Source organism: Bacillus kalamii (assembly GCF_047238185.1).
Lineage (GTDB): Bacteria > Bacillota > Bacilli > Bacillales > DSM-1321 > Bacillus_AD.
In genome coordinates this window covers 977,238-990,235 of the sequence record NZ_JBDFMI010000006.1, presented here as the reverse complement: position 1 = coordinate 990,235, position 12,998 = coordinate 977,238, and the positions used below count along the sequence as shown (strand labels likewise).

At 44.4% G+C, this 12,998-nt stretch carries 10 protein-coding genes, 3 rRNA genes and 1 riboswitch (1 of these 14 only partly in view); all 13 genes read right to left on the bottom strand.

What is annotated here, in order from left to right; translation table 11 throughout:
* Positions 1 to 100 precede the first annotated feature (100 nt).
* On the bottom strand, positions 101 to 1,393 hold the full coding sequence (gene purB / locus ABC357_RS22740) for an adenylosuccinate lyase (protein ID WP_412889783.1): 1,293 nt from the start codon (positions 1,391 to 1,393) through the stop codon (positions 101 to 103).
* Between the two features lie 18 nt (positions 1,394 to 1,411).
* Positions 1,412 to 2,554, bottom strand: coding sequence for a 5-(carboxyamino)imidazole ribonucleotide synthase (purK, locus tag ABC357_RS22735; protein WP_412889782.1), 1,143 nt, complete (start codon positions 2,552 to 2,554; stop codon positions 1,412 to 1,414).
* Positions 2,538 to 3,026, bottom strand: coding sequence for a 5-(carboxyamino)imidazole ribonucleotide mutase (gene purE, locus ABC357_RS22730; RefSeq protein WP_412889781.1), 489 nt, complete (start codon positions 3,024 to 3,026; stop codon positions 2,538 to 2,540). Before purE ends, purK begins: the two co-directional genes overlap by 17 nt.
* A 4-nt stretch (positions 3,027 to 3,030) precedes the next feature.
* Positions 3,031 to 3,165: a hypothetical protein gene (locus ABC357_RS22725; RefSeq protein ID WP_412889780.1), complete on the bottom strand. Its 135-nt coding sequence runs from the start codon at positions 3,163 to 3,165 to the stop codon at positions 3,031 to 3,033.
* Positions 3,166 to 3,267: riboswitch (purine riboswitch) on the bottom strand.
* Positions 3,268 to 3,344: 77 nt separating this feature from the next.
* Positions 3,345 to 3,539, bottom strand: a complete 195-nt coding sequence (locus ABC357_RS22720; RefSeq protein WP_412889779.1) for an NETI motif-containing protein — start codon at positions 3,537 to 3,539, stop codon at positions 3,345 to 3,347.
* Between the two features lie 174 nt (positions 3,540 to 3,713).
* On the bottom strand, positions 3,714 to 4,241 hold the full coding sequence (gene nrdG / locus ABC357_RS22715) for an anaerobic ribonucleoside-triphosphate reductase activating protein (protein ID WP_412889778.1): 528 nt from the start codon (positions 4,239 to 4,241) through the stop codon (positions 3,714 to 3,716).
* Positions 4,242 to 4,258: 17 nt separating this feature from the next.
* Positions 4,259 to 6,616 (bottom strand): anaerobic ribonucleoside triphosphate reductase, encoded by a 2,358-nt coding sequence (locus ABC357_RS22710; protein ID WP_412889777.1) that lies wholly within the window; start codon positions 6,614 to 6,616, stop codon positions 4,259 to 4,261.
* A gap of 311 nt (positions 6,617 to 6,927) precedes the next feature.
* On the bottom strand, positions 6,928 to 8,787 hold the full coding sequence (locus tag ABC357_RS22705; RefSeq protein WP_412889776.1) for a PTS fructose transporter subunit IIABC: 1,860 nt from the start codon (positions 8,785 to 8,787) through the stop codon (positions 6,928 to 6,930).
* Between the two features lie 16 nt (positions 8,788 to 8,803).
* Complete coding sequence (gene pfkB / locus ABC357_RS22700) at positions 8,804 to 9,721, bottom strand: 1-phosphofructokinase (RefSeq protein ID WP_412889775.1); 918 nt, start codon at positions 9,719 to 9,721, stop codon at positions 8,804 to 8,806.
* A complete protein-coding gene (locus ABC357_RS22695) occupies positions 9,718 to 10,470 on the bottom strand; it encodes a DeoR/GlpR family DNA-binding transcription regulator (protein ID WP_412889774.1) in 753 nt (250 codons plus the stop codon). Before ABC357_RS22695 ends, pfkB begins: the two co-directional genes overlap by 4 nt.
* Before the next feature lie 565 nt (positions 10,471 to 11,035).
* A 5S ribosomal RNA gene (rrf, locus tag ABC357_RS22690) occupies positions 11,036 to 11,151 on the bottom strand.
* 157 nt (positions 11,152 to 11,308) lie between these two features.
* Positions 11,309 to 11,424 (bottom strand): 5S ribosomal RNA (gene rrf, locus ABC357_RS22685).
* Between the two features lie 64 nt (positions 11,425 to 11,488).
* Positions 11,489 to 12,998: ribosomal RNA gene (locus ABC357_RS22680) — 23S ribosomal RNA — on the bottom strand (it continues 1,426 nt past the right edge of the window).

Here is a 12,998-nt window from a genome sequence, read left to right as displayed (position 1 = left end):
AGCTTTATCCTCTTCCATAAGGCACACAGAGCCACCTTAGGATTGTGCGCCGTAAAGAACAATACCGCAGCATTTCCCTCCGGCAGAGGGGGGGTACCTATTATAAACCTAAGCGTTCAAAAATAAAGTCAACATTTTTCAAATGATATTGATAGTCGAAGCAATCTGCAATTTCCTCAGGGGACAGATGGCTCGTAATTTTTTCATCCCCTTCAATCAGTGTACGGAATGGAACTTGCTCCTCCCATGACTGCATGGCTTTCGGCTGGACTGTATCATACGCTTCCTCGCGAACAAGCCCTTTATCGATTAATGCCAGCAATACTCTTTGAGAGTAAATCAATCCAAGTGTCCGGTCCATATTGCGTTTCATATTATCCGGGAACACCGTAAGATTCTTAACAATATTGCCAAATCTATTTAACATATAGTTAAGGGCAATTGTTGCATCCGGCAAGATAATGCGCTCAGCGGAAGAATGAGAGATATCGCGTTCATGCCATAACGAGACATTTTCATAAGAAGTCAACATATACCCGCGAATAACACGTGCCAACCCAGTCATATTTTCGGAACCGATCGGGTTGCGCTTATGAGGCATGGCGGAAGATCCCTTTTGCCCTTTCGCGAAAAACTCTTCTACTTCCCGTGTTTCGCTCTTCTGCAATCCACGCACTTCAGTGGCAAATTTTTCGATACTTGTGGCAATCAAAGCCAACGTGCTCATATATTGTGCATGGCGGTCACGCTGCAAGGTTTGTGTGGAAATCAACGACGGCTTAGTCCCCAGTTTTTCACAAACATATTTCTCAACGAATGGATCGATATTCGCGTATGTGCCGACAGCCCCTGACATCTTTCCATATTCAATCGTTTCTCTCGCTGCTTTGAAGCGTTCCAGGTTGCGCTTCATCTCTTCATACCAAAGTGCCATCTTCAGTCCAAAAGTTGTCGGTTCTGCATGGACACCGTGTGTACGCCCCATCATAACCGTATATTTATGTTCCTGGGCCTTCTCTTTAAGAATACCGATGAATCGTTCTAGGTCGGCCTGGAGAATTTCATTTGCTTGTTTAATCAGATAGGAAAGAGCAGTATCAACAACGTCTGTTGACGTAAGCCCATAATGCACCCATTTCCGCTCCTCTCCTAATGTTTCTGAGACAGCTCGCGTAAATGCAACTACGTCATGGCGTGTTTCTTCTTCGATTTCCTTGATCCGGTCTACATCAAAAGATGCATTTTCGCGGATAAGCTTCACATCTTCTTTAGGGATTTCCCCAAGCTCAGCCCAAGCTTCACAAGCCAGGATTTCTACCTCCAGCCATGCTTTAAAACGGTTTTCTTCTGTCCAAATTGCGCCCATTTCAGGTCTTGTATAACGTTCAATCATTTGTAATACCTCCGATTATTATGCTTGGCGCTCTGTCCAAATGCCGCTGGCTTCCGCTTCTGCCAACGCTTCCTCTATCGTTTCCCTTAATACATTCACATGTCCCATTTTCCGCTTCCGCTTCGCTTCAGCCTTTCCGTACAGATGGATCTTCCAATCTTCTAAGTCTGGAATATTTTTCAGCAATGGTTCAACATGCTCTCCCAATATATTCACCATTACTACCGGTTTCAGAAGAGCCGTGTTTCCAAGCTTCCAATTGCAAATCGCACGGATATGCTGCTCAAATTGCGATGTTTCACAAGCCTCCATCGTATAATGGCCGGAATTATGCGGACGTGGAGCCAATTCATTAATATAAATATGCCCTTCTTTCGTCACAAACATTTCAACGGCCAACAACCCGACCATTTCTGTATGGTCTGCAATACGTAACGCTTTTTGCAGGGCCTCATGTTCAGTATCCTTGCTGATTCGGGCAGGGACAATGCTTTGATGCAATATATTTTCAAGGTGGATATTCTCCGCTACCGGAAAGACAGCTGTCTCACCATTTACATTCCGCGACACAATCACCGATATTTCTTTTTCAAAAGGGACCCAGGCTTCAAGCACACACTCTCCATGCTGGAGCAAACTCTGAGCTTCCGAACAATCCTTTTCACTTTTCAGTACATACTGGCCTTTCCCATCGTAACCGCCTGTAGCTGTCTTCAGGACGCATGGGAAACCGATTTCCCTGACCGCATCTTCTAAATCTTCCGCTTGCTGCACAACCTCGTATGGGGCTACTTGGACACCGGCATTCTGAATGGCTCTCTTCTCTATTATTCGGTTCTGGCTGATCTTTAACAGGCTCGACCCTTGTGGAACATATGCATGCTCGGTCAGCCATTCAAGAGCCTCTCCGCTTATATTTTCAAATTCAAATGTGATGACGTCACTGATTTCAGCCAATTTCTTGATGGCCTCTATATCGTTATAGTTAGCTGTAATTTCATAATCGGCAACCTGGCCGCATGGGCATTGCGGGGTTGGATCAAGAACCGCAATGTTAAATCCGGCATTCCTCGCTGCAAGGGCCATCATTCTCCCTAGCTGGCCGCCTCCGATAATCCCAATTGTCTGTCCTGGTAAAATGGCGTTACAAAAGTTGTCCACTGCTCTCAAGCACCTTCTTTTCCGTTTCATTTCTCATTTCATCAAGCCGTTCCGCCAATGAAGAATCAGCAGTTGAAAGAATTTGTGCAGCCAGCAAGCCTGCGTTTGTTGCGCCTGCACGCCCGATGGCAACAGTTGCGACTGGCACGCCGCCTGGCATCTGGACGATTGACAGCAGTGAATCCATTCCATTCAACGCTTTTGTCTGGACAGGCACACCGATGACCGGCAACGTTGTCTTAGCCGCTACCATACCAGGCAGATGCGCAGCACCGCCCGCCCCTGCAATGATCACTTTTAAGCCTGTTTCTCTTGCCGTTTCTCCATATTCCATCATAAGATCTGGTGTCCTATGTGCAGAAACCACTTTCTTTTCATATGGAATTTCCAGCTTATCCAGCACCTCGCATACATGTTTCATTGTTTCCCAATCTGAAATGCTTCCCATTATGACGCCAACTACCGGCTTCATCCACTCATCTCCCATCTGAATTCGCCATAAAACCAAAAACAACAAAAAACGGATAGTCTACTTCTGCAAGAGAAAGTAAACTATCCGGGAAGTTAAAAAATCCATTATCTTCCTGAGGAAGACAAGATAATTCACCCATATAGTATGTACTTCCTCTCATAGTCCGATCATTTACGGCAATCGGGTAGAAACTTATGGGCCATATCCCCAAGATTATATGAGAGACACATGTAATATAGTTACATATTAACAAGTTAATTAATTTATTGTCAACCTAAAATCGAACATTAAAACTTCATCATAATCAATTGTTCGTTTTTAAGGTTTTTTAATTGTATCAAAAACAATTTTTTGAGCAACCGGCTCGTAAATGACTTTCCCATCTTTTTTCATTTCTTTAAAAACCGGCTTTTCGATTCGACGGACCGGCATATAGCCTTCTTGGTTGATCCGGTCTAAGCACATATCGATTGTTTCGTTATCTTCTACTTCAAATTTCTTTTTTGCAGTCATGTAGCTGCTGCCCTCCATCTCTGTCTTTGCCCGAAGCGGACTTCCTTCTTAGTATATTGCAGTAAGTGTAACGAAATTCCGCTTAATAGACAAGGCAGAAAAGTGAATATAAAGCAAAACGCCCCTGAAGATGTCCACTCTCTTCAAGGGCGTTCCTGTCCACTATTAGTAATTTCATCGTTCCATATAATGGTCCAGTACAATTTTACGGCCGGCCTCCAGCGATTTCCTCACATCGATAATGCACTGATTGGAAGAACCCCTGAATAACAGGTCAATATGTTTCTTTCGTTCGACATAGCGACCGTCGACCAGTACATCTATATAAGGCAGTAAAACTTGAATCTCTTTATATTTAGGATGCTTCTTATCCATTAATTCGTTCCAGAGGAAGCCTGTATACGCCCATACATCAAATCCCATACGATGGGCTGCTTGCGCTATCGGCAATAACCCTTCCGGCTGCAGCAAAGGATCTCCCCCAGAAAAGGTGATGCCCCTCTGAAGCTTGGACTGTTCCATAGCTTTAATGATTTCTGCACTATCATATAGTCCTCCCCCGTCCAGAGCGTGAGTCTGGGGATTGTGGCAGCCTTCGCAAGCATGCGTGCAGCCTTGCGTCCAAAGAACCATGCGCAGCCCTGGACCATCGACAATGCTGTCAAATTGCAACGGGGCAGCCAATCTCAGTTTCGCAGCCATCCCTTTTCACTCCTCTTTTACATATGTTTAACGCGATCGCGCTCTTCCGCTTTCTTGGCATTATTAAATCGGTCGACCGTACCGACTAAATAGCCTGTAATACGGCGAATCCGGTCAAATTTTACATTTTCGTCATCTTCTTTTCTGCCGCATGAAGGGCAAACATCCCCTTCAATTACCCCTGTATAGCCGCACACAGGATCTCTATCGACTGGATGGTTAATACTGCCATAACCGATTCCCACATCTTTCATGGCATGAATAATTTGTTCAAAAGCTTCCAGGTTATTCGTTGGATCGCCGTCAAGTTCAATATACGTAATATGGCCGGCATTCGTCAGCTCGTGATACGGAGCTTCTTTCTCGATTTTTTGAAAAGCATTAATCTTATAATAAACTGGCACATGGAAGGAATTTGTATAATATTCCTTATCGGTAACGCCTTTTATTTCACCAAATTTGTTGCGGTCCATACTAGTAAAGCGGCCTGCCAGCCCTTCCGCAGGTGTCGCAATCAAAGAAAAATTCAAACCGTACGTTTCAGCTGCTTCGTCCATCCGTTGCCGCATATGGCCTATAATGGAAAGCCCGAGCTTCTGGGATTCATCGCTCTCACCATGATGCTTGCCGGTAAGGGCGACCAGACACTCGGCCAGCCCGATAAATCCGAGCGTAAGGGTCCCTTGTTTGATGACCTCTTCCAATGTATCCTCCCATCCTAGCTCTTCCGATCCATGCCAAATATGCTGTCCCATCAAGAACGGGAAGTTCTTCACACGCTTGCTTCCCTGTACGGCCATCCGCTCCAGCAATTGGTCGATAATCAGGTCGATTTTCTCATCCAATTCTGTGAAGAAGCCCTTAAGGTCAGCTTTATCAGCGTATACCAAGCCGTGCTTAATGCCAAGGCGGGGCAAATTGATCGTAGTGAAAGAAATATTGCCGCGGCCGCTGACGATATCGTCGCCGCACACATTGCCAAGCACTCTGGTTCGGCATCCCATATAAGTAGCCTCCGTTTCCGGTCTTCCCTCCACATAATATTGGGCATTGAAAGGAGCATCCAGGAAGCTAAAGTTTGGAAATAGCCGTTTGGCGGATACACGGCACGCAAGCTTGAATAAATCATAGTTGGGATCCCCAGCGTTTAAATTGATTCCTTCTTTCACCTTAAAGATTAAAATAGGAAAGATAGGAGTCTCTCCATTTCCTAACCCTGCCTCCAAGGCAAGAAGTAAATTCTCTGAGACCATTCTGCCTTCCGGCGTTATATCTGTCCCGAAATTGACTGAGCTGAATGGCACTTGTGCTCCAGCGCGGGAATGCATGGTATTCAAATTATGGATGAACGCCTCCATCGCTTGGTACGTCCGTTTATTCGTTTCTTGATAGGCTTCCTTATAAGCAAAGGCCTGAATTTTTTCAGCAAGCTCATCATCAATCTGGAATATTTTCATGATCAATTCTTTTTCTGCTTGTTTATAGCGATCGTCCAACGTCATTTGCAGACGGCAGCGCGTATCATTTTCTGCGATCAGCATCGCTTCTTTCACAAATTCAGCTTGGTCTTCCTCCAAATCCTTATACAGCTTAATGGCTTTTTTCAAATGGCTCGTATACACTTTCTTGAATGTTTTCTTTACACCTTCAGCCAGTCCATAATCAAAGTATGGAACGCTTTGGCCGCCGTGCTGGTCATTCTGGTTGCTTTGGATCGCAATCGCAGCCAAAGCAGCATAGGAGCTAATATCGTTCGGCTCCCTCAGAAAACCGTGGCCTGTAGAAAAACCGCCATCAAACAATTGGATTAAATCAATTTGGCAGCATGTTAATGTACCCATATTCAAGAAATCCATATCATGGATATGAATATCGCCCTCGTCATGTGCACTTGAATGCGACGGTTTTAAGACATTGCTTTTACAAAATTCTTTAGATACCGTACTTCCGTATTGCAGCATCGTTCCCATCGCTGTGTTTCCATCTATATTAGCATTTTCTCTCTTAATATCGGCATCATCTGCATCTAAGAATGTAATCTCCTTAATCGCATTCATCAATCTGCTTTTTGAATCCCTTATTCTGCTTCGCTCGGCCCGGTAGAGGATATATTGCTCACTTGTTTTGGCATGGCCGTGTTCAACCAGAACTTTGATTACTACGTCCTGGATTTCCTCCACCGTCGGAACATGCTCTTTATATGTCTCATTCAGCAGTGTAACCACATAACCCATCAGTTCCTCTGATAGATGGTAATCTGCTTCTTTCCCTTCTTTTTCAGCCACTTGCTGGGCCGCTTTATAGATCGCTCTTGTTATTTTTTCAGGGTCAAACGAGATGATTCTGCCATCCCTCTTGCTAACTTCTGTAATCATGCACTCCCAACTCCCAACACAATATATTGATAAAAAATATACAGATTAAACTATATATAGTAAAATACATGAAAAAAATCCCCTTCAACTTCGTTAAAGGGTTACATTCTATTAAGATACTACCAACTTATCAAAATAAAGTTTTAGAGTCAATTTATGTTTTGGCATAATGGTGCATTGTAAGCGTGCCGTTTTAAATTCTTCACGATTTATTCATTTTTTGAAAAAGAATTTCTAACAATAACTGAATATTAACATTATTAACCCATAAAAAAATCCCCTCAATGCATTTCATTGAAGGGATTGAATTCTTATTTTTGGTCCACTGGTTTCTTCCAAAATCCGACCATTAAGGCAGTGATTATGGAACCGATGACTAATGATACAAAATACATGACAGGATTCTTAACCGCCCAAATGACGAAAATTCCGCCATGCGGCGCTTGCAATGTACATCCAAAGAATAGAGCCAAACCGCCAGCTACCGCTGCACCAACTACAGAGCTGACAATGACACGGATTGGGTCCGCAGCCGCAAATGGGATAGCGCCTTCTGTAATGAACGAAAGACCCATAACATAGTTTGTTTTTCCAGCATCCTTTTCCGCTTGCGTAAATTTATTGCGGAAGAAAGTAGTTGCAATAGCTAATCCTAGCGGCGGAACCATACCGCCGATCATAACAGCCGCTTGTGGAGCAAAGTTGCCTGCATCAATCATAGCGATACCGAACGTAAATGCAGCCTTATTGATCGGACCACCCATATCGACCGCCATCATACCGCCAAGAATAATACCAAGTAAGACAGCATTTGTCCCGGTCATGCCGCCTAACCATCCAGTTAGAGCATCCATCACGAATTTAACAGGTGTATTGACAACAAAAATCATAATTAAGCCGACAACCAGCATTCCGAAGAATGGATATAACAAGACTGGCTTAATGCCTTCAAAAGCTTGTGGAAGGCCTGCAAATAATTTCTTCAGGCCAATAACAACATAACCTGCAAGGAATCCGGCAATTAAACCGCCAAGGAATCCGGCGCCGCCAGTAGCAGCCAATAAACCGCCGACCATACCTGGAGCGAATGCTGGTCTGTCACCGATCGCCATAGCTATAAATCCGGCAAGAACAGGCACTAATAAGCTGAATGCATTAGTTGCGCCGATTGTATTAAGCGCTTCAGCAAAAACACCTTCTGCATGGATTCCACCGAAAAGGAATGAAAGGGCGATAAGCAAACCGCCGCCCACAACAAACGGAAGCATATTGGAAACGCCATTCATGATTGGTTTATAGAAGTAAGACTTATTTCCTTTATCTTCATCCCCAGAGGCCTTGCTGTCTCCGCTCGCTTGGTAAACTGGAGCATCTTGCTGAACCGCTTTATCCAGCAATTCATCTGTCTTGCGGATACCTGCTGCAACAGGCACCTCAATAACATGCTTTCCTGCAAAACGGTCCATCTCGACCTTCTTATCAGCTGCAACAATAATGGCAGTTGCCTTTTCAATATCTTCAGGCGTTAACTTGCCTTTTACCCCAGTAGATCCATTTGTTTCAACTTTGAATGCAATGCCTCTCTCCTTGGCTTTTGCTTTTAGCGCATCTGCTGCCATATACGTATGCGCAATTCCTGTCGGGCAAGCTGTAACCGCTAGTACAAGAGTTTCATTTGCAGAAGTTTCGGCAACTGCTTCTTCTTCCCCATCTTCTTCTGTTTCTTTTTTATCGATAATAGCAATGACTTCATCAGGCGTCTTGGCATTAAGCAATTCTTGGCGAAATGCTGTATCCATCAATAATGAAGACAAACGTGATAGAGTCTCCAAATGTTCATTGTTTGCGCCTGCGCTTGCTGCAATCATAAACAGCAAGTGAGCTGGCTGGCCATCTAATGATTCATAATCAACGCCTTCAGATGATTTAGCGAACAAAATAGCCGGCGTTTTTACTGCATCCGTCTTTGCATGCGGGATGGCAATCCCTTCTCCGATTCCAGTCGTACTTTGCGCTTCGCGAGCCAGAATCGCTTCCTTGTATCCTTCTAGGCTGTTCAAACGACCTGCTTCATATAATTTCGTCGCCATTTCATCAATCGCTTCTGCTTTCGTGTTAGCGGAAAGATTAATGATGACGGTATCTTTTTTCAATAAATCTGTTATCCTCATGATGTTCAATACCACCTTAACCTTGTATTTTTTCGATTTTTACTTGATTCAATAAAGAATCGATTTTTTCTTTCGATGCCAAATCATCACTGAATGCTGTAGCACTCCCTGTAGCGACTGCTACCTGGAAAGCCTTTACGAAATCATGTTCTTGTGAATACGTACCGATGAATCCAGCAACAAGCGAGTCACCTGCCCCAACGGAGTTGCGGACCTTCCCTTTTGGAATTGTGGCTGTATACACCTCTCCGCCTGTGAAAAGCAACGCTCCGTCACCTGCCATTGACACAATAACATTTTGGGCACCCATTTCGACCACTTTGCGGCCAAAAGGGATGACATCTTCTACAGTGGTGATTTCTGTCCCAAATAACTCACTTAACTCGTGGTGATTCGGTTTCACCAAGAAAGGATGATCTTTCAATACTTCTGCCAAGACGGAACCGCCTGCATCGACCACCACTTTTACTCCACGCTTACTGAATGCAGCCGTTAACTCCGAATACAGTGTTTTTGGCAATGAAGGAGGTATGCTCCCCGCCAAGACAAGAATGTCGCCGTCCTTCAGCACATCCAGCTTTTTCATAAGCTCATCCATATTTTCAGCAGACAAATTCGGTCCCTGGCCGTTGATCTCCGTTTCCTTGCCTGTTTTAAGCTTTATGTTAATACGCGTATCTTCTGATACCTTTACAAAGTCTGCCTGTATACCTTCCTCTTCCAAAGTATCTTGGATGAAGCCGCCGGTAAAACCGCCAAGAAATCCAAGCGCTTTTGATTGTATCCCGATATGCGCCAATACACGCGATACATTAATTCCTTTACCGCCTGCAAATTTGCTTTCACGGTCCATTCGGTTTAAATGGTCCAATTTAAAATCATCTACTTCAACGATAAAATCGATTGAAGGGTTAAGCGTTACTGTGTATATCATGTTGTCACAACCTTTATTTTGGTTTTCTCTTGATAAGCCTTCTGAAGCTTATGATCAATATTTGCTGTAATGATTGTAGCTTCCGCCACTTCTCCTACCTTCGAGAAAAACGTATCATTAAATTTTGTTTTATCTGCCAGGACAAACGCTTCTTCTGCTAAGTCCATCGCTATTCGTTTAAGGGCTCCTTCTTCCGGATCCGGTGTCGTGAATCCTAATTGGGGATCAATTCCGTTCATACCCAAGAAACATTTATCAAATCGGTATTGCTTCAGATTTTCCTGCGCAACCGATCCTACTATGGCTTTTGTATTTCCTTTAATACGGCCGCCTAATAGATAAGAAGTTATTTTGGAAGCAATCAACGAATCGATATGCATCAATCCATTGGTAACAACGACCACCTTTTTTTCTTTCAGATAAGGCAGCATTTCCGATAAGGTGCTTCCGGCGTCCAGATAAATGCAATCGCCATCCCGGATTAAGCCAACCGCATATTCAGCAATCAGTTTCTTATCCTGAAGGTTTTTGGTTGATTTATCCTGCATGTCCGGTTCATCAATTTTAGAATAAGGAAGTGTAGCGCCTCCATGTATTCGCTTCAGCAACCCTTTTTCCTCGAGTAAAGCCAAATCTCTACGGATAGTTGATTCTGATGAATCAGTTGTCTGGACTAAACATTGCAGTTCAACCACTCCATGCTCACTCAATTGCTCAAGAATTATGTGATGACGTTCAGCCGTTAACATACACTCACTCCTTTATCCTCATTCGCTACACATAGTATAGGATATAAAACAGCCAAAATCAATCACTTTCATTCAAAAACAATCATTAAATATCATATTTGTATCAAAAACATTCAAATTCATTCATTCTATTTCAACGCGGCTACTATTTATTATTCTCTACACCCAATTGTTTTATTTATTGCCCTCAAAATTTAAAAAAGGAATGTTTAACGTACACTCTATTGCCCCGGGCTCTGTTAGTGTTGCCTAAAATGATTGTGCTGTGTTGAAGGCTTGTTGGCCCAGATTCACAGTAAAAGCCCAAAAGGCAAAGAAAAGGATGTCCTAAATTAATAAGGAAACCCTTTTCTTTACCTACATAAACTATTTGGCCATCCACCTTTTTTGCGTTTACTTATTTATTTACTCACAGGCTCTTAAGATAGGCTTCTCATCTATCCTGATCATTCCAGAAAATTCCAACAATATCTATAATCATTGTCAGCATTATATACCATATTAAATTCACAATTAAAAATGAATACAAAAAAGACCAGTGCTCATTTACACTGATCTCTTCCGTGCCTGGCAATGTCCTACTCTCACAGGGGGAAACCCCCAACTACCATCGGCGCTGAAGAGCTTAACTTCCGTGTTCGGAATGGAAACGGGTGTGACCTCTTCGCCATCATTACCAGACATATTATTAATATAATAATGATTATAATACTTTTTATATTTTTTTCAAGTGTTTACTTATATTTTTTTTATTTTTATTTTTATAGTAATAACAAATTGTTATTCTAAAATAAATAAAAGATAAAAAAAGACCAGCGCGATCGCTGATCTTTGTGTTGCCTGGCAACGTCCTACTCTCACAGGGGGAAACCCCCAACTACCATCGGCGCTGAAGAGCTTAACTTCCGTGTTCGGAATGGGAACGGGTGTGGCCTCTTCGCCATCATTACCAGACATATAAAGGAATGTTATTCCTTCAAAACTAGATAACAGAGTCAAAAGTAAATCAAACAACAATTTGGTTAAGTCCTCGACCGATTAGTATCCGTCAACTCCATGTGTCGCCACACTTCCATCTCGAACCTATCAACCTGATCATCTCTCAGGGGTCTTACTAGCTTGACGCTATGGGAAATCTCATCTTGAGGGGGGCTTCATGCTTAGATGCTTTCAGCACTTATCCCGTCCGCACATAGCTACCCAGCGATGCCTTTGGCAAGACAACTGGTACACCAGAGGTGCGTCCATCCCGGTCCTCTCGTACTAAGGACAGCTCCTCTCAAATTTCCTGCGCCCGCGACGGATAGGGACCGAACTGTCTCACGACGTTCTGAACCCAGCTCGCGTACCGCTTTAATGGGCGAACAGCCCAACCCTTGGGACCGACTACAGCCCCAGGATGCGATGAGCCGACATCGAGGTGCCAAACCTCCCCGTCGATGTGGACTCTTGGGGGAGATAAGCCTGTTATCCCCGGGGTAGCTTTTATCCGTTGAGCGATGGCCCTTCCATGCGGAACCACCGGATCACTAAGCCCGACTTTCGTCCCTGCTCGACTTGTAGGTCTCGCAGTCAAGCTCCCTTATGCCTTTGCACTCTACGAATGATTTCCAACCATTCTGAGGGAACCTTTGGGCGCCTCCGTTACATTTTAGGAGGCGACCGCCCCAGTCAAACTGCCCGCCTGACACTGTCTCCCACCCCGATAAGGGGTGCGGGTTAGAATTTCAATACAACCAGGGTAGTATCCCACCGACGCCTCCACCGAAGCTAGCGCTCCGGCTTCAAAGGCTCCTACCTATCCTGTACAAGCTGTACCAAAATTCAATATCAGGCTGCAGTAAAGCTCCACGGGGTCTTTCCGTCCTGTCGCGGGTAACCTGCATCTTCACAGGTACTATAATTTCACCGAGTCTCTCGTTGAGACAGTGCCCAGATCGTTACGCCTTTCGTGCGGGTCGGAACTTACCCGACAAGGAATTTCGCTACCTTAGGACCGTTATAGTTACGGCCGCCGTTTACTGGGGCTTCGATTCAAAGCTTCGCTTGCGCTAACCTCTCCTCTTAACCTTCCAGCACCGGGCAGGCGTCAGCCCCTATACTTCGCCTTGCGGCTTCGCAGAGACCTGTGTTTTTGCTAAACAGTCGCCTGGGCCTATTCACTGCGGCTCTCTCGGGCTTGCACCCTACCAGAGCACCCCTTCTCCCGAAGTTACGGGGTCATTTTGCCGAGTTCCTTAACGAGAGTTCTCTCGCACACCTTAGGATTCTCTCCTCGCCTACCTGTGTCGGTTTGCGGTACGGGCACCTTTTATCTCGCTAGAAGCTTTTCTTGGCAGTGTAGAATCAAGAACTTCGGTACTAAATTTCCCTCGCTATCACAGCTCCGCCTTCACGGCAATGGGATTTGCCTCATTGCCAGCCTAACTGCTTAGACGCACATATCCAACAGTGCGCTTACTCTATCTTACTGCGTCCCTCCATTGCTCAAACGATAAAGAGGTGGTACAGGAATATCAACCTGTTGT

Bases quoted from the DNA above. Each gene is read 5' to 3' on its own strand.
- nrdG (WP_412889778.1), bottom strand. From the start codon at position 4,241: ATGGCTGCGAAACTGAGATTGGCTGCCCCGTTGCAATTTGACAGCATT.
- purE (WP_412889781.1), bottom strand. From the start codon at position 3,026: ATGAAGCCGGTAGTTGGCGTCATAATGGGAAGCATTTCAGATTGGGAA.
- ABC357_RS22695 (WP_412889774.1), bottom strand. From the start codon at position 10,470: ATGTTAACGGCTGAACGTCATCACATAATTCTTGAGCAATTGAGTGAG.
- ABC357_RS22705 (WP_412889776.1), bottom strand. From the start codon at position 8,787: ATGAGGATAACAGATTTATTGAAAAAAGATACCGTCATCATTAATCTT.
- pfkB (WP_412889775.1), bottom strand. From the start codon at position 9,721: ATGATATACACAGTAACGCTTAACCCTTCAATCGATTTTATCGTTGAA.
- purB (WP_412889783.1), bottom strand. From the start codon at position 1,393: ATGATTGAACGTTATACAAGACCTGAAATGGGCGCAATTTGGACAGAA.
- ABC357_RS22720 (WP_412889779.1), bottom strand. From the start codon at position 3,539: ATGACTGCAAAAAAGAAATTTGAAGTAGAAGATAACGAAACAATCGAT.
- ABC357_RS22710 (WP_412889777.1), bottom strand. From the start codon at position 6,616: ATGATTACAGAAGTTAGCAAGAGGGATGGCAGAATCATCTCGTTTGAC.
- ABC357_RS22725 (WP_412889780.1), bottom strand. From the start codon at position 3,165: ATGGGTGAATTATCTTGTCTTCCTCAGGAAGATAATGGATTTTTTAAC.